General features: G+C 55.4%; 22 protein-coding genes. 9 read left to right on the forward strand and 13 right to left on the reverse strand.

The window, feature by feature from the left end:
* Positions 1–405: 405 nt before the first annotated feature.
* Genes WCG50_RS02860 through WCG50_RS02870 form a run of 3 tightly spaced genes read left to right on the forward strand, consistent with a single transcriptional unit; the run spans position 406 to position 5224 of the window.
* The gene (locus tag WCG50_RS02860; RefSeq protein ID WP_336898057.1) at positions 406–1956 is read left to right on the forward strand and encodes a GGDEF domain-containing protein; all 1551 of its coding nucleotides are present in this window, start codon (positions 406–408) and stop codon (positions 1954–1956) included.
* Complete coding sequence (locus tag WCG50_RS02865; protein WP_336898058.1) at positions 1953–2531, forward strand: NnrU family protein; 579 nt, start codon at positions 1953–1955, stop codon at positions 2529–2531. The genes WCG50_RS02860 and WCG50_RS02865 overlap by 4 nt, the downstream gene beginning before the upstream one ends.
* A gap of 20 nt (positions 2532–2551) precedes the next feature.
* Positions 2552–5224, forward strand: coding sequence for a bifunctional acetate--CoA ligase family protein/GNAT family N-acetyltransferase (locus WCG50_RS02870; RefSeq protein WP_336898059.1), 2673 nt, complete (start codon positions 2552–2554; stop codon positions 5222–5224).
* Here the strand turns inward: WCG50_RS02870 and WCG50_RS02875 are convergent.
* Entirely contained in the window at positions 5217–5429 is a 213-nt protein-coding gene (locus tag WCG50_RS02875) for a DUF2788 domain-containing protein (RefSeq protein WP_336898060.1), read from the reverse strand. The two genes, WCG50_RS02870 and WCG50_RS02875, sit on opposite strands and share 8 nt — an antisense overlap.
* Positions 5429–6271 (reverse strand): DUF2189 domain-containing protein, encoded by an 843-nt coding sequence (locus WCG50_RS02880; RefSeq protein WP_336898061.1) that lies wholly within the window; start codon positions 6269–6271, stop codon positions 5429–5431. Before WCG50_RS02880 ends, WCG50_RS02875 begins: the two co-directional genes overlap by 1 nt.
* A 130-nt stretch (positions 6272–6401) precedes the next feature.
* Here WCG50_RS02880 and WCG50_RS02885 point away from each other — a divergent pair, with 130 nt between their 5' ends.
* Positions 6402–6767, forward strand: coding sequence for a glutaredoxin domain-containing protein (locus WCG50_RS02885; RefSeq protein WP_336898062.1), 366 nt, complete (start codon positions 6402–6404; stop codon positions 6765–6767).
* Between the two features lie 79 nt (positions 6768–6846).
* Here WCG50_RS02885 and WCG50_RS02890 read toward each other — a convergent pair whose 3' ends face one another.
* The gene (locus WCG50_RS02890) at positions 6847–7398 is read right to left on the reverse strand and encodes a Spy/CpxP family protein refolding chaperone (RefSeq protein WP_336898063.1); all 552 of its coding nucleotides are present in this window, start codon (positions 7396–7398) and stop codon (positions 6847–6849) included.
* Between the two features lie 189 nt (positions 7399–7587).
* Here WCG50_RS02890 and WCG50_RS02895 point away from each other — a divergent pair, with 189 nt between their 5' ends.
* Entirely contained in the window at positions 7588–8484 is an 897-nt protein-coding gene (locus tag WCG50_RS02895) for a recombination-associated protein RdgC (RefSeq protein WP_336898064.1), read from the forward strand.
* A gap of 48 nt (positions 8485–8532) precedes the next feature.
* Here WCG50_RS02895 and WCG50_RS02900 read toward each other — a convergent pair whose 3' ends face one another.
* The 4 genes from WCG50_RS02900 to WCG50_RS02915 form a co-directional block, all read right to left on the reverse strand.
* Complete coding sequence (locus tag WCG50_RS02900) at positions 8533–9093, reverse strand: DUF3365 domain-containing protein (RefSeq protein WP_336898065.1); 561 nt, start codon at positions 9091–9093, stop codon at positions 8533–8535.
* A gap of 3 nt (positions 9094–9096) precedes the next feature.
* Positions 9097–9288, reverse strand: a complete 192-nt coding sequence (locus tag WCG50_RS02905) for a DUF2892 domain-containing protein (RefSeq protein WP_336898066.1) — start codon at positions 9286–9288, stop codon at positions 9097–9099.
* Between the two features lie 85 nt (positions 9289–9373).
* Positions 9374–10036: a Crp/Fnr family transcriptional regulator gene (locus WCG50_RS02910; RefSeq protein WP_336898067.1), complete on the reverse strand. Its 663-nt coding sequence runs from the start codon at positions 10034–10036 to the stop codon at positions 9374–9376.
* 7 nt (positions 10037–10043) lie between these two features.
* Positions 10044–10241 carry a cation transporter gene (locus tag WCG50_RS02915; RefSeq protein ID WP_336898068.1) on the reverse strand — a complete coding sequence of 66 codons (198 nt, stop codon included), beginning with the start codon at positions 10239–10241 and terminating at the stop codon, positions 10044–10046.
* An 84-nt stretch (positions 10242–10325) separates the two neighbouring features.
* Between WCG50_RS02915 and WCG50_RS02920 the strand changes: the two genes are divergently transcribed.
* On the forward strand, positions 10326–12638 hold the full coding sequence (locus WCG50_RS02920; RefSeq protein WP_336898069.1) for a heavy metal translocating P-type ATPase: 2313 nt from the start codon (positions 10326–10328) through the stop codon (positions 12636–12638).
* 83 nt (positions 12639–12721) lie between these two features.
* On the opposite strand, the gene WCG50_RS02925 is transcribed toward WCG50_RS02920, so the two are convergent.
* The 4 genes from WCG50_RS02925 to minC form a co-directional block, all read right to left on the reverse strand.
* Positions 12722–13372, reverse strand: a complete 651-nt coding sequence (locus WCG50_RS02925; RefSeq protein WP_336898070.1) for a c-type cytochrome — start codon at positions 13370–13372, stop codon at positions 12722–12724.
* A gap of 143 nt (positions 13373–13515) precedes the next feature.
* On the reverse strand, positions 13516–13776 hold the full coding sequence (gene minE, locus WCG50_RS02930; protein ID WP_336898071.1) for a cell division topological specificity factor MinE: 261 nt from the start codon (positions 13774–13776) through the stop codon (positions 13516–13518).
* A gap of 4 nt (positions 13777–13780) precedes the next feature.
* Positions 13781–14596 carry a septum site-determining protein MinD gene (minD, locus tag WCG50_RS02935; RefSeq protein WP_336898072.1) on the reverse strand — a complete coding sequence of 272 codons (816 nt, stop codon included), beginning with the start codon at positions 14594–14596 and terminating at the stop codon, positions 13781–13783.
* Positions 14597–14621: 25 nt separating this feature from the next.
* Entirely contained in the window at positions 14622–15413 is a 792-nt protein-coding gene (gene minC / locus WCG50_RS02940) for a septum site-determining protein MinC (protein WP_336898073.1), read from the reverse strand.
* 452 nt (positions 15414–15865) lie between these two features.
* On the opposite strand from minC, the gene WCG50_RS02945 reads away from it, so the two are divergent.
* Positions 15866–16438, forward strand: coding sequence for a hemerythrin domain-containing protein (locus WCG50_RS02945; RefSeq protein ID WP_336898074.1), 573 nt, complete (start codon positions 15866–15868; stop codon positions 16436–16438).
* A gap of 8 nt (positions 16439–16446) precedes the next feature.
* Here WCG50_RS02945 and WCG50_RS02950 read toward each other — a convergent pair whose 3' ends face one another.
* Positions 16447–17565: an alkene reductase gene (locus WCG50_RS02950; RefSeq protein ID WP_336898075.1), complete on the reverse strand. Its 1119-nt coding sequence runs from the start codon at positions 17563–17565 to the stop codon at positions 16447–16449.
* A gap of 202 nt (positions 17566–17767) precedes the next feature.
* Here WCG50_RS02950 and WCG50_RS02955 point away from each other — a divergent pair, with 202 nt between their 5' ends.
* Positions 17768–18085: a helix-turn-helix domain-containing protein gene (locus WCG50_RS02955; protein WP_336898076.1), complete on the forward strand. Its 318-nt coding sequence runs from the start codon at positions 17768–17770 to the stop codon at positions 18083–18085.
* Positions 18082–19434, forward strand: a complete 1353-nt coding sequence (locus tag WCG50_RS02960) for a HipA domain-containing protein (protein WP_336898077.1) — start codon at positions 18082–18084, stop codon at positions 19432–19434. Before WCG50_RS02955 ends, WCG50_RS02960 begins: the two co-directional genes overlap by 4 nt.
* Here WCG50_RS02960 and WCG50_RS02965 read toward each other — a convergent pair.
* Positions 19431–20927, reverse strand: a complete 1497-nt coding sequence (locus WCG50_RS02965) for a Fic family protein (RefSeq protein ID WP_336898078.1) — start codon at positions 20925–20927, stop codon at positions 19431–19433. The two genes, WCG50_RS02960 and WCG50_RS02965, sit on opposite strands and share 4 nt — an antisense overlap.
* Positions 20928–21164: the final 237 nt, after the last annotated feature.

Consider the following 21164-nt stretch of genomic DNA (forward strand, 5'->3'; position numbering starts at 1 on the left):
GACCTGTTTTGGTTTCCTGTCTTCTTATCTAATGGTTCTATAAATACATAGTAGTAGTAGATAAGGAAGTAGACCTTCTGTGGATAAGCCTATTTTTCTTATTTAAATCATTAGCTTACTTGCTTTTAACCCATGTGCGTGGCCCTGCTTTTCTGGTGTACCTGAAAAGGGGATAGATTTGGTTTTAAAACTTTTCTGTTGATAACTATCAACTTATGCGAGAACTATGCACAGCTTTATCCGGCGCATAAGCAAGAGCGCTTAAGGTTGTAAGCTTGGTGTTATCCTGAAATCTAGATTGATGCAAATGTCCTGGTGATGTGGCCCAGGTTTATTAGACAAATAGGGCTCTAGCCCCCGTTAAATCTACGTAGTCAGCTATTTTTTATATAGCAACAAACAATGATGAATGATAAAAAACCGTTTGAGATTGCCCGTGAAACCCTCAAGCAACTCACTACACGCAAGTTGGCCCCTACGCCCGTCAACTACCAGGCAATTTACAGTGAAGTGGCCGGTATTGCCAATGAGCCATCCTTTCCTGCAGACCGGTTGCGAGAGATTGCACAATCTTTGCCACTCAAGACGCCCGGCCAGCAAAAGCAAAAGGGCATGCTGGATTCAGCCATTGGCAACCTGAGTTGGGACGGTGTCAAGAATGCTTTGATGGCCTATGGCGGCTTCAGTCCACCTGCTGTGGCTGCGCCGACGCTCGCTGCACCCACGGCGGTGCAAACTGATTCAGCCAGTGCGACGGCCCCGGCACTCACCGCTGACTTTTTTGAGCAAATCGCACGCCTTATTCATTACGCCCTGCCAGCACTGGGCACGGACGACGTCCGGTTTAACGAGCAGACCCAGTTGTTGATCAAGGCTTTGCGTCAACCTGGGGCCGATGCGGTGGCGGTCAAGCTGATGCTCAGCAACTTTGGCAGCCGTTTGTCGTTTGCGGCTGAAGACCAGGCCGAGATCAAGACCACCCTCTTGAAGCTGCTGCACCTGATCATCGAAAACATTGGTGAGTTAAGCGTAGATGACCGTTGGCTCAAGGGGCAGATTGATGCGCTGATGACCGCTTCGGCACCCCCACTCTCTTTGCGGCGCCTGGACGATGTTGAGCGTCGCTTGAAAGATGTGATCTTCAAGCAAACCGAAGCCAAAGGCCGTGCGCTGGAAGCACAGGAAGAGATGCGTCTGATGATGGCCACCTTCATTGATCGCTTGTCGCAGATGACCGAATCTACCAGCGTCTTTCACAGCAAAATGGAAGAAAACGCCCGCTTGATCGAACAAGCCAAAACCTTGGCGGACATTGCGCCGGTGATGAAAGACGTGGTTGGCGCCACCCGCACCATGGCGCACGACAGCCTGGCTGCACGCGATGAATTGCAAGGTATGCGCGAAAAAGCATTGGCCACCGAAGTCGAAATGACCAAGTTGCACGAAGAATTGGACCGGGTCAGTGCGCAGGCGCGTCACGACCCGCTGACTGGCGCTCTCAATCGCAAGGGTCTTGATGAGGCGCTGAACCGGGAAGTCTCCAACGTGCGGCGCAAAGAGACGCCGCTGTGCATGGCCTTGTTGGATATTGATAACTTCAAAAAACTCAATGACCAATTGGGGCACGCCACGGGTGACGAAGCGCTGGCCCATTTGGTAACTGTGGCGCGCGAGGCGATGCGCCCGCAAGACACTGTGGCCCGTTATGGCGGCGAAGAGTTTGTAATTTTGCTGCCCGATACACCACTCGATAAAGGCGTTGAAGCCATGACGCGCTTGCAGCGTGAATTGACCAAGCGTTTCTTTTTGGCCGGTACTGAAAAAGTCATGATCACTTTCAGTGCCGGAGTGGCGCAACTGACTGACGATGAAACGGGTCCCGATGCCATCAAAAGAGCCGATCAGGCCATGTACCTGGCCAAGCGCTCAGGTAAAAACAGGGTGTTGGGCGCATGAATTATTTAATTTTGGGACTGGTTATTTTTCTGGGTGTGCATTCTGTGCGCATCGTGGCCGATGACTGGCGGACTGAAACCCGCTTACGGCTGGGCGAACGCGTCTACAAAGGGCTGTATTCAGCGGCATCGCTGCTCGGTCTTGGGCTGATCATCTGGGGCTTTGCCCTGGTACGTCAGCAGCCTGTGCAGCTCTGGAGTCCCCCAGTGGGGATGCGCCATCTGGCCGCCTTTTTGAACTTGATTGCTTTTGTGTTGCTGGTGGCCGCTTATGTGCCGGGAAATATCATCAAGGCGCGTTTTCACCATCCGATGATCCTGGCTGTCAAGTTATGGGCCTCGGCGCACCTGCTGGCGAACGGCAACTTGGGTCATGTCGTGCTGTTTGGCTCTTTTCTGGTCTGGGCGACGCTTGATTTCAACACTGCGCGTCGGCGGGATGCCCTGAACGGCACCCGTTATTCGCGCGGTACCACGGGTGCGACGGGCATCACAGTGGCCATCGGAGTCGGCACCTGGATTGCCTTTGCCTTGTGGCTACATGGTTTGCTGATTGGTGTGCGTCCGCTGGGCTAAAACTTAAAGGGAGGGGGTCAATGAGTATTCGTCATCTCGATTCTTTATTTGACCCTGCCTCCATTGCCGTTTTTGGTGCTTCGCTGCGTGCTGGCAGTGTGGGCGCCACGGTCTGGCGTAATCTGTCTGGCGGGGCCTACCAGGGCCGGCTGTTTGCCGTGAACCCCAAGCACCGTGAATTCAATGGCGTTCAGGTATTTGCCCACGCGTCTGATTTGCCGGTCGTGCCTGATCTGGCGGTGATTTGCACCCCCGCCTCCACCGTGTCGGGTTTGATAAAGACCCTGGCCAAGCTTGGAACGCGGGCTGCCGTGGTGCTGACGGCCGGCATGACGCTTAAACAAAAACAGGCCATGCTGCAAGCCGCCCGTCCCCATTTATTGCGTCTGTTGGGCCCCAACTGCATTGGTCTGTTGGCTCCCCACAAGGGATTGAATGCAAGTTTTTCACACGTGGACGCCTTACCGGGCGAACTGGCGTTTGTGTCTCAGTCTGGCGCGTTGGTGACGGCCATGCTGGACTGGGCGCGGGCACGAGGCATTGGTTTTTCGCATTTTGTTTCACTGGGCGAGCATGCCGATGTGGACTTTGGCGACATGCTGGACTACCTGGCAAGCGACCCCAAAACCCGGGCCATTCTGCTTTACGCCGAGTCCATCGATTCGCCCCGCAAGTTCATGTCAGCGGCCCGTTCAGCAGCGCGCAACAAGCCGGTGATCATTGTGAAAGCCGGACGTTCACCGCAAGGGCAAGCGGCGGCAGCGTCGCATACAGGCGCGTTGGCTGGCTCTGACCTCGTGTTTGAAGCGGCCATTGCCCGTGCCGGTATGCTGCGTGTCAACACCTTGCAAGAGCTGTTTCTTGCGGCTGAAACCTTATCGCGCTTCAGAAACAACGAGAGCGACTCGATCACCATTCTCACCAACGGCGGTGGTGCGGGGGTGATGGCCGCCGATGCCGCGGCGCACATTGGCGTGAACTTGTCGGTACTCAGTGAGGCAACCCGCCATCGGCTCGATGACGTGCTGCCCGCTAATTGGTCGCATGCCAATCCGGTCGACATTATTGGTGATGCCCCGGTGACACGCTACCAACAAACCCTGAAAGTGCTGACCGATGATTCGTCCACGGGCGCCATTCTCTTCATTCATGCGCCCACCGCCATTGTTCCCAGCGCCGAAATCGCGCAGGCTTTGGTGCCCATGGCGCGTCAGCAGGGATCAGCCCCGCCGCGTCTGATGAGTTGCTGGCTCGGCGAGCAGGCGGTGGTGCAAGCGCGGCAGATATTTCGGGAAGCGGGTATTGCCAACTTTGACACCCCAGAGCAAGCGGTGAGGGCCTTTTCCATGCTGGCCCGCTACCGGCGAAACCAGCAAGAGTTGACACAAGCGCCGGCCGCTTTGACGCATGCCTTGCACCCAGACACGGTCGCTATTCAAACCGTGATTAAGAATGCGCTGGCAAGCGGCCGCACGATGCTGACCGAACCTGAGGCCAAGGCGGTCTTGACGGCGTGTCACATTCCCGTGGTGGCCACTGTGCGCGTTAGCCCTGATCCTGAAGACGCAGTCACAGCGGCGGCTACGATTGGTTTTCCTGTGGTGTTGAAGATTTTGTCCGATGACATATCGCACAAGACAGATGTGGGTGGTGTCGCCCTGAATCTGCAGGACGCGGTCGAAGTGAAAGCGGCGGCACAAACCATGCTCGTACGCGTCAAGCGCCAGCACCCCAAGGCGCGACTGCAAGGTTTTACGGTGCAAGCCATGGTGCGCCGCGAGCATGCGCAAGAGCTGATCGTGGGCACCACCATTGACCGGGTGTTTGGCCCCGTTATTTTGTTTGGACAAGGCGGCACGGCGGTTGAGTTGATGGCGGATCGCGCGGTGGCTTTGCCGCCTTTGAACGAGCCCTTGGCCCGGGCATTGGTGTCGCGCACGCGTGTTTCCCGCTTACTGGCCGGCTGGCGCGATACCCCAGCGGTCGATGAGGCGGCCTTACTGGGGGTATTGGTGTCTGTCTCGCAACTGCTGGCCGAGATTCCAGAAATTGCTGAACTGGATATTAACCCGCTGATCGTGAATTTTGAAGGGGCTATCGCGCTTGATGCGCGCATTCGCCTGGATGCCAAGGCGCCGGCCGGTGCGTCAAATTTTGCCATTCAACCCTATCCACCGCAATTGGAAGAGACCACACAGTGGCAGGGTCGTGAAGTTTTGCTGCGCCCCATTCGGCCAGAAGACGAGGCGCTGCACATGGCATTCTTGCAGCAGTTGGACCCCGAAGACGTCAGAATGCGCGTTTTTTATAGCAAACGCACCATGGAACGTAGCGAGTTGGCGCGCCTTGTGCAGATTGATTACAACCGTGAGATGGCGTTTGTTGCCCTGGCGAACGACCCCGACGTCCAACCCCGGACCTTGGGGGTGGTGCGCGCCATCACCGACCCCGACAATCAGGACGCCGAGTTTGGCGTTATCGTTCGCTCAGAACTCAAGGGCAGCGGCTTGGGCCGTTTGCTCATGCAAAAAATGATTGCTTATCTTAAAACTCAGGGCACGCAGCGGATGGTGGCCACCGTACTGGATTACAACGAGCGCATGCTAAAGCTGGCAAAAGAGCTGGGGTTTAAGGAAGATATCGCACGAAGAGATGGCGATGACACCCGGGGAATATTTCTTCCCCTTACTTGATACCCATCAGCCACTGAATCATAAGCTTGGCCACAAAACCAACCATGCCAAAGCCCAGACCGATAAAGATGATGAAAGTGCCAAATTTCCCAGCCTTGGAAGCCCAAGCCAGGTTGCCAATGATGAACAGCATGTAGAGCATGAAGCCCCCCACGCCAAAGGACAGCCCAAAGGCGGCAATTTGATCTTCTGTGTAGCCAAACATTAGCGTGGCGTCCTTTCTGGCAGGCCGGAAACATCGACCAGGTCGCGGTAGGCATGCCAGCTGGCATGACCCAGCATGGGCACGACTGCAATCAAGCCCAGCAAGGCGGAGGCCAAGCCTAGCATGGTAAAGCCCATGATAACGGCGGACCAAAAGGCCATGGGCAGGGGGTTCACCAACACCACTTGCCAGCTGGTGAGCACGGCTTTCATCAAGCTGATCTTGCGGTCCAGCAACAAGGGGATGGTGATGACGCTGGAGGCAAAAATCGGGGCGGCCAGTACGCCACCCAAAGCGAGCCAAAGCTCAAACAGAAAACCATTGCGGGCCAGCATCACATGCTGCACAAATTCAAGCGGCGTGGTGATGGGCACCGGTGCCAGCAAGGTGATCAGTGCCGCCGAGGTCAGCACCCAACCCGTGGCGGCAATCGCCAACAGGACTCCAAATTGCACCAAACACCAATAATCGTTGCCAAATTTGTTGAAACCGCTGTTTTGCCAGTTAAACCAGGTTTTCAGAACCACGCTGAAATTGGCTTTTTCACCCCGTTCAAGCGCCCGACTCAGGGCATACAAACTGGTGGCCAGCACTGGGGCAATCACCAGAAAGCCTGAAATAGCACCCGCCAACAACCAGAAGCGGTCATGCGCTATATACAGAATAGCGGCACCACCAAGGGCCAGCACCAGCCCATGTGCAAAGCTGACCCAACCACAGTAAGCGATGTCACGCCAAGCCCATACCAACCAGTGCAACGGCCGGCTCAGTTTGATGGTGCGCACAACAGGCATGGCACGAACAGAGGAGGCATAAGGCGCCAAAGAGGGAGGTGTGAACATGGGTACTACCAGTTTAAAGCAGGCACTTGGAAGGAATCTTGACTCAAGTCAAGAGCTTCTAGCCAGTATGGCATGAAAGGATTAAATCAAGCACCGGATAATGCCAGTTTTACAGCTTCAGGATACTGCCATGCCCCGTCCCCTTCTTGATGAGTCAAGCATTCACCCCGCCATCCGGGAGAAAGTGGCCACCCACGAACAAGCGATTGTCAAAGAGGTGCAGGCTGCCGTGGCCAAACATCAGGTCGTGGTGGTCGGCATGGGCATGAACCCGTTTCCGAAGAAGGCGTGCAAAGCACTGGACGCGGCCGGGGTCGCGTACCAATACCTTGAATACGGCAACTATTTCAACCAGTGGCGCCAGCGTAATGCGCTCAAACTGTGGACCGGCTGGCCGACCCTGCCGCTGGTCTTTGTCAAAGGCATGCTGGTGGGCGGTGCCAATGACTTGATCAAGCTGATTGACAGCGGCGAGTTAAAGAAAATGCTGGCCTGAATGACAAAAGCCGGAATCGTATCAAGCGATTCCGGCTTTTTAATGGATTAAAGCAGGTTTAGAGCTGCATTTAACCGCTTTAAGGCTTGGCAGGGCCAGGGCCCATACCGTTACGCATACCACCCATGCGGCCACCCGCACCGGGTTTACGCATCGCGCTGACATCAAAAACCTTCTGCTGTTCCGGCGTCAGCGTGGCATAGAAAGCCTTGGTGGCCTCGCCCCGTTTGTCCATCTCGGCGGTCATGTCGCCCATATGCTGGGCACGCAGCGCTTTCATTTTGTCGATGCGCTCTGGCGTTGGCAACTTGGCGAGCTCATCGTGTGCGGCGCGCTTGGCCAGCATGTCAGCCGGGGGTTTCATGGCGGCGGTGTAGGTGGTCCAGGCGCCTTCCTGCGCGGCTGTGAGCTTGAGACTCGCTTTGAGCATGGTGTTGCGCTTGTCCATCATGGCTTGCATCTTGGCGGGGTCCATTTTTCCCATGCGGTCATGGCGCATGCCACCTTGCATCGGGCCGCCTGCGCCCATCATGCCAGCGCAATCGCCACCACCCATGGGTTGCGAGAACGCAGCAAATCCTGCCGTGGCAAGGAGTCCGGCGATCAAGAGAGGTTTGAAAACTGATTTCATGTGAGCTTCCTTTTTGATAAGACTGACGCACCGAATTCGGCATCAGGTTAGAGGGAATTTTGCGCCGCAACTGTATCTGTTACGTGATGCGTAAATAAGAGTTTGTAAAGTTACAAGAACTCATTTTGGGCAATTTTGATGGGATGATCAGCGCTGTCAAAAGTTTAACCAATCGCTAAAAGGGTGCCAGTGTTCAAGAACGTGATCATGTATCGAATCGGGGCCGGGTGGTCCGCCACCGTGGCCGACATAGAAACCAGCCTCGACAGCGCCCGCTTTGTGGAATGTGGCGCCTCACAAGAAAAATCCATCGGCTGGACTGAACCACGCGGCGAGGCCCATGGCCCGCTGGTGGAGTCGGTCGCCGGGCAATTTATTCTCAAGCTGAAGATCGAAACGCGTGCGCTGCCCGGTTCGGTCATTACCAAAAAAGCCAATGAGCGCGTGGCGCACATTGAAACCACGACCGGTCGCAAACCGGGCAAGAAGGAAATCCGTGAGATCAAGGATGACATCAAGCTGGAGCTGATGCCGCTGGCCTTCTCCAAGGAATCATCGGTCTGGGTCTGGATCGACCCCGAGGCCCTTCTGCTGGTGATCGACGCCGGCAGCCAGGCCCGAGCCGACGAAGTGGTGACGATGCTGGTGAAGTGCCTGAGCGGTCTGGCTGTGGCCTTGATAGACACCAAAGTGTCACCCACCGCCGCCATGTCCGAGTGGCTGATCACCCAGGAACCACCGGCAGGTTTCACCGTAGACCGCGAGTGCGAGCTCAAAGCCGCTGATGAATCCAAAGCCGTGGTGCGCTACACGCGCCACCCGCTCGACACCGACGAGGTGCGCGAGTACGTTGAGAGTGGCAAGTTGCCGACGCGCCTCGCTCTCACCTGGGACAGCCGTGTGTCGTTCATGCTGACCGAAGGGCTGCAAATCAAGAAGCTGGCGTTTCTGGACGTGGTCTTTGATGGCGCCTCTACCGGCAAAGACGATGGTTTTGATGCCGATACCGCCATTGCCACCGGCGAACTGCGCAAAATGCTGCCTGACGTGCTGGCGGCACTGGGCGGCGAAGTGGTCAAGGCTTAAAAAAAGCGGCCTCAGGCCGCTTTTTACTGCGTCGAACGCTTCTCTGCGTTACTGAAATTTGCGAATCGACATGGCACCGCGAATCTGGCCGAGGGCATAACCCACAGCTTTGTCATCGGGGTACAAAGTGTGCAACTGGGTGCTCACTTCAGGCATCAATTGGTCAGCTTTGCCATGGCAAGCCAGGCAAACTTGTTGCACTGGCAACGCTTTCATGTAACGGACCTCGGTTTTACCTGCCGTTGTCACAGTGTCTGACTTTTCCAGCGTGGCGGGGCTTTCACCGGCCGCCGCGCGGCGGTCAAACTCTTCCAGAGCGGCGCGCTCCCAGGCATCAGGCACCGCCTTGGGGTTGCGGTTTAGAAGACTGACGCGCTTGATCGCCCAACCGGTCTGCTCGGAAGCCGCTTTGGCCATTTGCGGGGCTTTGTCGCGGCACACATTCATGGCAGCGGCTGGTCCGCCCTTGGCGATCTCTTCGTTGAGCACCTGCAGCAATTTGGGAGGGACCTGACTGGCGACCTTGCGGGCCTCACCCAGCCATGGCGCATCTTCTGCGAAGGCCGTCAGGCTGGACAGAAGGACCACTGACAACAGGATTTTTCGCATGAATTATTTCTTCATCGAACAAGTGTTCCAGCCAAAAATGGCATACGGAGGGCACCAGCCGATGGCACCGGTGGCCAGGAACACAACGCCCAGCCAGCCCCACACGCCAATGTTGCCCGTCAGGGTCAGGCCAATCAGTACCAGACCGACTACGATGCGCAAAATACGGTCAATGCCGCCGACGTTTGATTTCATGGAGAGCTCCTCAATGGGTTGGTGAAGGGCGGATTAGATGCTGTTTATGCCGAAAAGTATGTGACAGAAGTCACTCAGCCAGCCTTTAAGCCCCCATCGATGACGCCAGCGCCCGCAGCGCCGGGCCGTTGACGATCTGAATCTGCTCGCGCCCCAGCGTGACCCAGCCTTCTCGCTCAAAGCGGCGCAACAAGCGGGTAACTATCTCGCGCACCGTGCCCAGCTCGTTGGCCAGCGTCTGGTGCGTGGTGGCCAATTGCTGGCCGTGGCCCAGCAAGGCGGCGGCCAACCGGCGGTCGAGCTTGTGAAAGGCCACCGCATCAATCAGACTGGTGAGGTCGGCCATGCGCTCGGCAAACAGGCCCAGCACTTCGTTTCGAAAGTCAGGGGTTTCCAGCCAGCGCTTGAAAATATCGTGCGGAATCAAAATCAGCGTGCTGGCTTTGGTGGTGACACCCTGGGCCGACATCGGCTGCAGACGAAACAGGCTGGCCGATGACACCAGACACAACTCGCCCGGCACCACGCGGTACAACTCCAAAGAACGCCCATCGCCCGACTGGCGCGAGACCTTGATCTCACCCTCCAGCACCAGCGGAAAACCCTGGCAAGCCGAATTTTCATTGAACAACACTGTGCCGGCGGGCACCTGCATCGGTGCCACCAAGGCGCCCAAGTCGGCCAACGAAGGCTGAACTTGCGTGAGCGCCGGATAAAGCGTGATGGGCGAATTCGCGGCTTCAGTCATTGAAAGCTCAAGCGGCAACTGTGTAGCCTTCGTCGGCAATGGCTTTGGCCAGGGCTTCACGCGGCTGCGTTGACGCCACTTCGACCCAATTGATACTTCGGTCAATCTTCACTTCGGCTTGCGGGTCGAGTTGCTTCACCGCACGGGTCACGGCTTTTTCGCAATGGCCGCAGGTCATCCCTTGTACATTGAAGGTCTGGTTCATGGAATTTCCTTTTGAATTTTCGTGAAAATCAGTCTAATCGAATATTGTGAACCTTGCCCTCCTGGCAAGCATCAGACACGGGCTATGAACACCACAACAAATCCAACATTGGACATCGGTATCGGCGGCATGACCTGCGCTTCATGCTCGGCTCGGGTCGAGCGGGCGCTGAAAAAAGTGCCCGGTGTGCATGACGTAGCGGTTAATCTGGCCACCGAATCGGCCCGCATTGTTTACGCACCTTCCGAGCAGATGGAGGCACGCTTGCGCCGCGCTGTGCGCGATGCCGGTTACGAGCCGGTGGCAGCGAATACCGCGGTTGACCAACAAGAAACTTCGCCTTGGGCGGGCTTCATGCCGGTGGCCATCGGCTTGGCACTGTCGGCCCCGCTGGCATTGCCGATGCTCGGCGACTTGCTGGGCCTGCACTGGATGCTGCCGGCCTGGTTGCAGTTTGCGCTGGCGACCCCCGTGCAGTTCATTCTGGGCGCCCGTTTTTACAAAGCCGGCTGGCACGCGCTCAAGGCGCTCACCGGCAACATGGACTTGCTGGTGTCGATTGGCACCACAGCCGGTTGGGCGCTTTCGGTGTGGTTGTGGTTAACGGCTGCCAACGGCGCCATGGTGCACCTCTACTTTGAGGGCTCGGCCATCGTCATCACGCTGGTGCTGTTAGGCAAATGGCTGGAAACCCGCGCCAAGCGCCAAACAACCTCCGCCATTCGCGCCCTGCACGCCTTGCGGCCCGATGTGGCGCACCTGATCGGGCTTGATGGCGAAGTGGACGTGCCCGTAGCCGAGGTGCTGGTGGGCGACCAGTTGGTGGTCAAACCCGGGGAACGCTTTCCGGTCGACGGCACGCTGCTGCAAGGGCAAACCGAGGTCGACGAGTCCATGCTCACCGGTGAACCCCTGCCCGTGCCCAAAAACGTGGAGTCCGCACTGACTGGCGGCTCCATCAATGGCGACGGTCGCGTGGTGATGCGGGTCAAGGCGGTGGGCGCCGAGACTGTTTTGTCGCACATCATCCGCTTGGTAGAAGACGCCCAGGCCGCCAAAGCCCCGATTCAGCGACTCGTGGACCAGGTCAGCGCGGTGTTTGTGCCGGTGGTGTTGGTGCTGGCACTGCTCACCTTGCTGGGCTGGTGGCTCACCGGCCACCCGTTCGAGCAAGCGCTCATCAACATGGTGGCGGTGCTGGTCATTGCCTGCCCCTGCGCTCTGGGGTTGGCGACCCCGGCGGCCATCATGGCGGGCACCGGTGTGGCGGCGCAATTTGGCATTTTGATCAAAGACGCGCAGGCACTGGAGCTGGCGCACAAGGTCGACACGATGACCTTTGACAAGACCGGCACGCTCACGCTGGGACGGCCCCGGTTGACGCATTTTGAGTTGGTGGGCAATGACAATATTCCGAGCACTGATCCTGAAATCATCACTCTGCCCACCACGCTTTCGTCGGTGCAAAATGATTTGCTGGCGCAAGCTGCCAGTTTGCAAAGCGGCAGCGAGCATCCGCTGGGCAAAGCGGTGGTGAACGCGGCCAAAGAACAGGGTCTGCCCATTGCGCCACCACACCAGGTGCGCGCCGTGCCGGGCCGTGGCACTGAAGGCGAACTCACCACAGACGCGTCAGCACCCGCGACCCTGATCGGCAGCCTGCGCTGGATGGACGAACTGGGCGCCGACTGGGGCGCTAACGCTGACGCCCGCCGCGCCCGAGTCACCGAACTTCAAAACACCGGCGCGACGGTCTCGGTGATGGCGCAACGCCTGCCGGCAACCGCGCAGCACGCGGAACGTGTTCAAGTGCTGGCCTTGCTGGCGTTTGGCGACGAACCCAAGCCCGGCGCCAAAGAAGCACTGGCCGCCTTGCGTTTGCGTGGCATCCGCTGCGTGATGATTTCTGGCGACAACCTGGGTGCCGCCAACGCCATGGCACGCCGTTTGGGCTTGAGTCCAGAAAACGGCGAGGTGCTGGCCGAGGTGCTGCCGGGCGACAAAGCCGCGAAAGTAATGGCGCTCAAGGTCGGTGGCCACACGGTGGCGATGGTGGGTGATGGTGTCAACGACGCACCGGCCCTGGCTGCGGCCGATGTCGGCATGGCCATGGCCAACCCGGGTGGCGGCACCGATGTGGCGATGCACGCGGCCGGCATCACCCTCATGCGCGGCGACCCGGCGCTGGTGCTTGCAGCGCTCGATATTTCAGACCGCACCGTGCGCAAGATTCGGCAAAACCTTTTTTGGGCTTTTGCCTACAACGTAGCGGGTATTCCGCTGGCGGCCTTGGGCTTTTTGAACCCGGTCGTGGCCGGGGCCGCGATGGCGATGAGTTCTGTCAGCGTGATGAGCAACGCCTTGCTGCTCAAACGCTGGAAACCTACCAAAATTTAAGCTAAATCAGGCTCTAGCCCCCGTGCTACCTGCGCCAGCAGCTATTATTTATATAGCCAATAACAACGCAGGCAGATTTCCAATTACTTGGCAGCAGGCTTGTCCAGCAAGGCCAGTTTGGGTTTGTAAGTGGCGCTCTGCACCACCATGTAGGTCACGGCGTTGCGCAGATCGGTGTCGGTCAGGCTGGCCATGCCGGCACGGGGGGGCATCGCCTTGTGGCCGCCAATGGCTGATTGCACCAGGCTGTCCATGCCCTTCTGCAGGCGTGGTTTCCAGGCCGCAAAGTCATCAATGCGTGGCGCGCCAGCAACCCCGGTGCCATGGCAATTCACGCAATGGCTGCCCACCAATTGCTCGGCGGTCACCGTCGTCGGCGAAGCGTAAGGTTTATTGGGGTCAACGGCGTGGCCAAAGCTCACCATGAAGGCAATGGCGCGGCTCATTTCCAGGTCGCTCAGGTTGGATTGCCCACCGTGTGCGGGCATTTTCCCAATGCCACTGATGGCGTGTTCGGTCAATTTGATCAATCCGTTTTTGGAGCGCTGCGTCCAGGCGGCCACGTCGCCAATCTTGGGCGCGCCGTCTTTACCGCTGGTGTGGCAGCCGGCACAAACCTGCTCTACAACTTCTCGCCCTGTTTTATCGGCAGCGAGAGCGGAAGTCGCGCCCAAAGACAAAACGGCCAATGAAATGCCGGCAATTGCCAAGCGTAAACGTGGATGTGATTTCATGTTGTCTCCATATTTAATGGCGATATCACCATTTTTTGAATAGGGATAAATTTTAAGACAACCCTGTAACCAAATGTGCTGATTTGACATAGATCACGAAAAGTAACGGGCCCAAAAGGCCCGTTGACTTGTAAAACTAGCGACTACCGGTTGTCGGGCAGCTCAATCTTGACTTCCAGCACTTCCAGGTTGTCCTGACGCTCAAGGTTGACCTTGATGTCGGCCGGATTGATCTTGATGTATTTACTGATCACGGCGATCAGTTCACGCTGAAGGTCCGGCAGGTAATCAGGCTCGGCGGCATTGCGACCGCTGCGCTCGTGTGCCAGGATGATTTGCAGCCGTTCCTTGGCCACGCTGGCGGTTTTCTTTTTCTCGCCAATGAAAAAAGAGAGGAATGACATCACTTTATTTCCCCCCGAAGAGACGCTTCAGCAGGCCTTGCTTGGGCGCCTCAGTGAAACGCATCGGCTTCTCGGTGCCCAAAAAGCGGTCAATCACGTCTTTGTAGGCTTCTGACACATCACTGCCCTGCATGTGCACGGCGGGTACGCCCTGGTTGGACGCTTGCAGCACCGACTCGCTCTCGGGAATAACCCCAATCAGCTTGATGCGCAAAATGTCCTGAATGTCTTCCAGCGACAGCATTTGGCCCTGGTTGACGCGTGCCGGGTTGTAGCGGGTGATAAGCAAATGTTCCTTGATGGGTGCCAGCCCTTCAATCGCGCGCTTGGTTTTGCTTGAGAGCATGCCCAGGATGCGGTCTGAGTCACGCACTGAAGACACCTCGGGGTTGGTGACCACCAGCGCTTCGTCGGCAAAGTGCATCGCCATCATGGCGCCGGTTTCGATACCCGCAGGCGAATCACAGACGATGAATTCAAAGTCCATGGCGGCCAGGTCATCAAGCACCTTGGCCACGCCTTCTTGGGACAAGGCTTCTTTGTCGCGGGTTTGAGAAGCGGCCAACACAAACAGGTTATCGCACTGCTTGTCCTTGATGAGCGCCTGGTTCAGGTTCGCTTCACCCTGGATGACGTTAATCAGGTCATACACCACACGCCGCTCGCAACCCATGATCAAGTCAAGATTACGCAAGCCCACATCAAAGTCAATAACGGCTGTTTTGTGGCCGCGCATGGCCAGGCCGGTAGCAAAGCTGGCACTGGTGGTGGTCTTGCCGACACCGCCTTTGCCCGAAGTAACCACAATGATTTTTGCCATGGAAGGGAGGTCTTTCAAATAAAAATTAGTTGTTCAGGGCTTCGATCAGCAGTTTGTCCTGCCCATCGTTGCTCAAGCGCACTTGCGCTGCCTTGCCGCGCACTTCAGGCGCCAAGGGATGCTCGCTGGTGCGGTAAATGCCTGCGATCGAAATTAATTCGGGCTCTAGGCACAAGGAAAAAATGCGGGCGTTCACATTGCCGCTGGCACCAGCCATGGCTTTACCGCGCAGCGGCGCATAGACATGAATGTTGCCATCGGCCACCACTTCAGCGCCCTGGTTGACCATGGCCAACACCACCAAATCGGCGCCTCGGGCATAGATTTTTTGCCCTGAGCGCAGCGGCTTGTCGACCACCATGGTGAGCGGGCCGGGGACTTCACGCACCAGTTCCCGAATCACCACCTCTTGGGCCACGGGTTGTGCTGCCACAGGTGCCGCCGCGACCGGGCGAACGCGGGGCAAATCTACCGGTGCTTCAACCAATCCAATTGCCAATGCCGCTTCCAGCCAAAGCTCACTGGCGCCCCGCACGGCGACCGGCACCAGACGACACAAACGCAACGCGACCAGCAAAGGCTTCATGTCTTGCAACGGCAGGTCTGAAGGCAGGTGTGAAAAGTCAATAACCAGTGCATCGTGGTCAAAGAAATCTGGTTCTTCACCCTTCACGCCATATTGCTTTGAAACATCCAACGCCAACCGATCCCAGTCACTGGTCATGAGCATCAGCGCCACCAAGGGCAACTGTGCACTTTTTATTTCAAAAGAAACAGGCACAGCTTCTGTCGGGGTGTTTGATGATGAAACAGGCATTTAAAAAGGGAATAGAAAAAAAGTAGGAATGCAATTGTCCGGAAGCAGGGTCCAAGCTTCTGTCCAGGCAAATTTTACTTGAATGAAATCAGGGTTCCTGCCGTCTGCAAGACAGGATGTTTTGTCTGGGTATTGCTATCTTCTAATTATTCTATTTTTTAATAGTAGTAGTAGATAAGGAATGCCCTGTTCTGTGGATAAGGTAATAATTTCATTTAATTTCAATGACTTACATGATGACAACTCATGTGCGCTGCTCTGCTTTTCTGGTGTAACCAAAAAAGGAACAACTTTCAAGGTTTTGATTTGTCTGTGGATAACTTGTGGTTTATGCCAGCTCTATCCACAGCTTTATCATTTATCAAATAGCCCTTAATCATGGTCAAAATTTAAAATAGTCAGGTAATTTGAGTTCGTTAAGATGAAACTCTTATAAAAAAGGAGACTCCCTCATGGCTCACGAGAGTATTCGCATCATTCAGGACGAGCACCTGGCCCTTGCCGCCATGCTTAAGTCGCTTACGCGCATGGTCGACCGGGATCCTGGCAATGAGGCTGAACTTTTTTTTGATGTCATGCGGGCGATGCTGTTTTACGTCGACGAGTTCCCTACCCGCTTGCACCACACCAAAGAGACCGAGTTGCTCTTTCCCCGGGTGGCGCTGCTGGCGCCAGAAACGGCTGAGTTAATAGCCCGACTTGACCAAGACCACCTCAAGGGCGAGTCTGCGGTGCGGGAATTGCAGCACTTGCTACTGGCTTGGGAACTGGTGGGTGATTCGCGCCGAGTTGCCTTCAATGACGCGCTGAAGCTGTATCTGGGCTTTTATGTGGAGCACATGCGCCTGGAAGAAACAGTGATTTTGCCCGCTGCGCTACGGGTGTTGAATGCGGCGGACTGGAAAGAACTGGACGCTGCTTTTGCTAAAAACTGCGACCCCCTTTCCGGTAAATATCCGCGGGATCCTTTATTTGACCGCTTATTTACCCGCATCGTGATGCAGGCGCGGCCCTTTTTAAATTAACGCTCTCTTCAAACCAACGCGGGGTAGTCGGTATAGCCTTTAGCGCCACCGCCGTAAAACGTCGTGCGATCTTGCTCGTTCAAAGCAGCCCCTACGCGCAGGCGGCGGGTCAGGTCAGGGTTTGAGATGAAGGGACGACCAAACGCCACCAAATCAGCCCCAGCGTCCAGTGATTGCTGGGCTAGTTCTGCGCCATACCCGTTGTTCACCATCCAGGCACCCTTGCCACCCGCATTTTGATAAGTGGTGTGCAACGCAGCATAGTCAAACGGGGTGTCGCCCTGCACAAAGTCACGTGCGCCACCGGTAGCGCCTTCGACGATATGCAGAAAAGCCAGGTTCAGCAGCGCCAACTTAGCCACCACGTAGTCAAACAACGGTTGTGGATTCGGATCTTGCGCATCGTTGGCCGGGGTAACGGGCGATAGGCGCAGGCCGACACGGTCGCCGCCAATTTCCTGAGTCACAGCGGTCATCACTTCAAGTAAAAAGCGGGCCCGGTTTTCGATGCTGCCACCATAAGCGTCGGTGCGTGTGTTGGAGCCCGAGCGCATGAACTGGTCCAGCAGATAACCGTTGGCGCCGTGTACTTCAACCCCGTCAAAGCCAGCTGCAATAGCGTTGCGGGCCGCGCGGCGATAGTCGTTAACGATGCCGGGCAACTCTTCAATTGTTAAAGCCCGTGGCATGGACGTGTCTTCAAATGAAGGCACGCCATCACGAATCAGCACCGTTTTGGTCTTGGCTTGAATGGCTGAGGGTGCCACCGGCGCCTGGCCACCGGGTTGCAAGTCGACGTGCGAGACGCGGCCCACATGCCAGAGTTGCATGACCATCTTGCCGCCAGCGGCGTGAACCGAGTCGGTGATGAGTTTCCAGGCTGCTACTTGTTCATCGCTCCAGATGCCGGGCACGTCGGAATAACCTTGCCCTTGGTGGCTGATGGCGGTGGCCTCAGTCACGATCAGGCCTGCGCCATTCACCGGGTCAGCCCGCTGCGTGTAATAAGTGGCCATAAGCGGCGTTGGAATCGCGCCAGGTGCGCGGTTGCGGGTGAGCGGCGCCATGACGACACGGTTGGCGCAGTGGATGCGGCCGACTTGAACGGGAGAAAACAAAGAAGTCATTGAAATACCTGGTTTCGTAAACAAACCATGTGCAGACAGATTGCCGGAATGCAAGCGTTGGTGTTGGGCTACTAATAGAAAATTTCGGATTAGTAGAAATTAGTTAAGAAAATTGTAAATATCAATATAATTTCGGAAAACTAGAAACTTATAGTATATTTTTTCATTTATCAAGTTGTTTCCAATTTTCCGAAATCTTTTTATGACACAAAAAATTTCAAAGAGCCAAAGTCAAAACACAACTGCGTTTGTTCTGCCAGCACCACAAATGGTTCATCAAATGGCGGATATCGGTCGGATGGTTCGCAAGCAACGCAAAGACCAAGGGCTACGCATTGACGATGCTGCCGCGCTGTCACATGTTTCTGTTGACCTGCTCTCCCGGTTGGAAAATGGTCAGGGCAGCGTTGGTTTGGAAAAGTTGCTGTCAGTTCTGGATGGCATGGGCTTGTGCCTCGTTGTTTCCGCCCGCAGCCATCCTGCGCTGCGAACGCTTCTACTCGCCGAGGCTCAACCGTGAGCCACTCGCTGCTCCTGATTGCTGATGGAGTGACAGTGAGTACCCTTGAATACGATCCCACACTGGATCGTTGGTCGCTTCGCTATGAACCGTCCTGGATTCAATCGCAAGACGCCTTTCCCTTGTCGCCCGCTTTGCCTTTGATTGAGCCTGCCACCGGCTACGCGCCAGGCGCTGTCAAACGCTTTGTTGAAAACCTGCTGCCAGAAGGTCGGGCGTTGGACATCTCGGCGACCACCTACAACCTTTCCAAGGCGAATATTTTTGGACTCATCTACGCGTTGGGCGTTGAGACCTCGGGCGCATTTCGGTTTTGGCCGCCCAATACAGATCTCCCTGGAACGGGCCCACGGCCTGCTTCGCGTGAATTGACACTGGCAGAGCTTGATGCACGACTGGCTCAGCGGGCGCAAATCCCTTTTGTGATCTGGGACGGCAACCCTCGCATATCCGTTGCCGGCTACCAAGACAAATTGCTGGTCTATCTGGATTCACCACTAGCAGCAGGCGGGCGCATGTTTTTGGCAGAGCCGCCTTTGGCTTCAACGCATCTGCTCAAGCCGCAGCCTTTGGGTGCTGACATGCCGCACCTGGTTGTTAACGAACATTACTGCATGACCTTGGCCCATCGCATGGGCTTGCCGGTTGCGGCGGTGAGTATCTTGCGCGCACCGTTGCCGGTGCTGGTGGTGACCCGTTTTGACCGACTTGTCACCGAGGGGCCAGATGATTTGACCGTGCGGCGACTGCACGTTATTGATGCGTGCCAAGCCTCAGACATGCCCGTCAGCTTCAAGTACGAGCGCAATATCGGCAACGGCGAAATGGTGGCCCATATTCGGGATGGCGTCAGTTTTGAAGTTCTCTTTGCCCGTGTCGCGCAAACCATCAACAAAGCGGCTGCACGGCTCAATATGTTGCGATGGGCGTTGTTTCAGTTTTTGATTGGCAACAGCGATGCGCATGGCAAGAACTATTCGTTTTTTGTGCAGAGTCAAGGTCTGGAGCCAGCGCCCTGGTACGACTTGGTGAGCGTGGTGCAGTACCCGGGCGTGAACCACGAACTGGCCATGGCTTTTGGTGATGTGTTTGTTCTGGATGACGTCAAGAGCTTTGCCCTTGCTGATTTCGCTCAGCGCTGCGGCGTGGACTGTGGCGTCTTGAATCGTGAGGCCAAACGACTGGCAAAGCTGGTGCACAAGCATGCCAAAGACGTGGCGATGAGTTCAGACTACCTTGAAGAAGAGCGTGCCTTTGCCGTGCAGATATCAGAATTTGTGGAGGAGCAGGCGGTGCGGTTGGAGCAAGAGGCCAGCGCTGCGCGGCGCATTAAAGCTGAATTTCTTTAAAGAGTCGTCGCTCCGCCATTTAAGGCCGATGTTGCAATTGACTCAACCATCTTAATGGTCTCTTCTTTGTAGCCATTAGCCAAAAATTTTTTGCGCTGGCTGAGGGAAACCAAACCATCGTTTTGCAAACACAAGCGCACCATAAGTGATAAATCGTTATTATTAATGTCAATTTCACTATTTATTTTATCGTAAATAGTATTGTATTTCTTTAAATAACTTGTTTCATTATATAAATCGAGTTCAAGCGCTTGTTGTGCCATTTTAAGTCCAAATTCAACGCATTGAGTTGCATCCCAATATCGATAAATTGATGATTCACCTTTAAATTTTAAATCAAAGTTTTCATCATCAATCATCGATATATCCCAAAGCCTGCGAGCTGGTACTGAAAATGATTTCAGGGCTTGCAGATAATTGGATTCATTGCGTTTCATGGCAATTGATATGGGCAAGACCAATCCTTGCGAAAGAATTTTCGATTTACAAACAGCCTTATGAAAAATAAAACGCGACAAACGCCCATTTCCATCCATGAACGGATGCGCAAAGACAAAGGCAAAGCTCGCTAGTGCGCCAATAATAATCGGGCTGACATTGATCGGCGGATGATTGAGCAAGTCCATAACCGAATCCATGATTTCAGGAATCAAATCAGGCGTTGGCGGAACATAAGTAATACCCAAAACACCACGACCGGGACCTCGCAACCAATTGACACGATGACGAAACTGCATATCGTGGTCCATGGGGTTGGTCACCGTCATGTTTTGCAACTGGACCAAGTATTCTTCGGTGATTGGCGTTGTATCTCGCGCCTGTTTTAGTAATTCAGTAAAGGCTACTGCTTTGCTTGGGCTTGGGTTTTCGCGTTCGATAGCAAACGAACTCTCTGTCTCACTTAAATAAGACCAACTCATGGTCCGGTCAAGTAATTCGAGGTCGAGCCCTGATATAAATTCTTGTGCACGTTGTAGCGTATTTTTTTCAAGAAGCTCAGAAATAATATTCGTTCGCTCAACCGTTGGACAATATCTAATGTTTCCTAAACCGTTGAAATCTACGCGCCATTTAGTATTTCGTGTTCGCTGCCCTGTTATATACCTGCTTCCATCAAATAAATCAACGTAGGGGCCAATCGCAGCAGGAATACCCGCCATTTCAGTACCGCAAAACTGCTCCCATAAATAAGCCGTTATGCGAATGTATTTACTGGCTGGACTGCTTCGAAAAGCTTCCATGATCTGAGCGGCTGGGATCCGCGGCAAGGCCTGGGCCAGCACTTGCAGGTTGATGCCCTCGTGCTTCAAGGCGAACAAAACGTGATCCAGCGGAATTTGCGAGGCGGGCGCGACACTGGCGGGTATTTCCAGGCTGTCTGGGCCTTGAATGACTTTTGTGACACTCGCGATTCGCGCCGGTCGCGCGCATGGAAATGCGCTGAGATTAAGTTGCTCTCTTAGAAATTCGTATCCGACAGTGCGTCCAACCATTTTTCACTCCGTTTAGAAAAATTTTACTTCGAAAGTAAAAATTTTCTAAGAAAAAACTATGAGGACTAAATGTAAGCGTAGCCGTTAGCCTTGAGCCGGTTTAGGGTTACTCGGCCTGTAGGCCCTCGTCCAGAAAGCGTAAGCTGATATTTTATTAATAGCAAAGTGTGAGCGCGGTTGCCACCGACGCAGGCTAAAAATATACCCGTAGTCCGACGGTGAACAGCGAGTAGTGAG

This window comes from Rhodoferax sp. (assembly GCF_037143375.1).
Taxonomy (GTDB): Bacteria; Pseudomonadota; Gammaproteobacteria; order Burkholderiales; family Burkholderiaceae_C; genus Rhodoferax.

Bases quoted from the DNA above. Each gene is read 5' to 3' on its own strand.
- WCG50_RS02860 (WP_336898057.1), top strand. From the start codon at position 406: ATGAATGATAAAAAACCGTTTGAGATTGCCCGTGAAACCCTCAAGCAA.
- WCG50_RS02865 (WP_336898058.1), top strand. From the start codon at position 1,953: ATGAATTATTTAATTTTGGGACTGGTTATTTTTCTGGGTGTGCATTCT.
- WCG50_RS02870 (WP_336898059.1), top strand. From the start codon at position 2,552: ATGAGTATTCGTCATCTCGATTCTTTATTTGACCCTGCCTCCATTGCC.
- WCG50_RS02875 (WP_336898060.1), bottom strand. From the start codon at position 5,429: ATGTTTGGCTACACAGAAGATCAAATTGCCGCCTTTGGGCTGTCCTTT.
- WCG50_RS02880 (WP_336898061.1), bottom strand. From the start codon at position 6,271: ATGTTCACACCTCCCTCTTTGGCGCCTTATGCCTCCTCTGTTCGTGCC.
- WCG50_RS02885 (WP_336898062.1), top strand. From the start codon at position 6,402: ATGCCCCGTCCCCTTCTTGATGAGTCAAGCATTCACCCCGCCATCCGG.
- WCG50_RS02890 (WP_336898063.1), bottom strand. From the start codon at position 7,398: ATGAAATCAGTTTTCAAACCTCTCTTGATCGCCGGACTCCTTGCCACG.
- WCG50_RS02900 (WP_336898065.1), bottom strand. From the start codon at position 9,093: ATGCGAAAAATCCTGTTGTCAGTGGTCCTTCTGTCCAGCCTGACGGCC.
- WCG50_RS02905 (WP_336898066.1), bottom strand. From the start codon at position 9,288: ATGAAATCAAACGTCGGCGGCATTGACCGTATTTTGCGCATCGTAGTC.
- WCG50_RS02910 (WP_336898067.1), bottom strand. From the start codon at position 10,036: ATGACTGAAGCCGCGAATTCGCCCATCACGCTTTATCCGGCGCTCACG.
- WCG50_RS02915 (WP_336898068.1), bottom strand. From the start codon at position 10,241: ATGAACCAGACCTTCAATGTACAAGGGATGACCTGCGGCCATTGCGAA.
- WCG50_RS02920 (WP_336898069.1), top strand. From the start codon at position 10,326: ATGAACACCACAACAAATCCAACATTGGACATCGGTATCGGCGGCATG.
- WCG50_RS02925 (WP_336898070.1), bottom strand. From the start codon at position 13,372: ATGAAATCACATCCACGTTTACGCTTGGCAATTGCCGGCATTTCATTG.
- minE (WP_336898071.1), bottom strand. From the start codon at position 13,776: ATGTCATTCCTCTCTTTTTTCATTGGCGAGAAAAAGAAAACCGCCAGC.
- minD (WP_336898072.1), bottom strand. From the start codon at position 14,596: ATGGCAAAAATCATTGTGGTTACTTCGGGCAAAGGCGGTGTCGGCAAG.
- minC (WP_336898073.1), bottom strand. From the start codon at position 15,413: ATGCCTGTTTCATCATCAAACACCCCGACAGAAGCTGTGCCTGTTTCT.
- WCG50_RS02945 (WP_336898074.1), top strand. From the start codon at position 15,866: ATGGCTCACGAGAGTATTCGCATCATTCAGGACGAGCACCTGGCCCTT.
- WCG50_RS02950 (WP_336898075.1), bottom strand. From the start codon at position 17,565: ATGACTTCTTTGTTTTCTCCCGTTCAAGTCGGCCGCATCCACTGCGCC.
- WCG50_RS02955 (WP_336898076.1), top strand. From the start codon at position 17,768: ATGACACAAAAAATTTCAAAGAGCCAAAGTCAAAACACAACTGCGTTT.
- WCG50_RS02965 (WP_336898078.1), bottom strand. From the start codon at position 20,927: ATGGTTGGACGCACTGTCGGATACGAATTTCTAAGAGAGCAACTTAAT.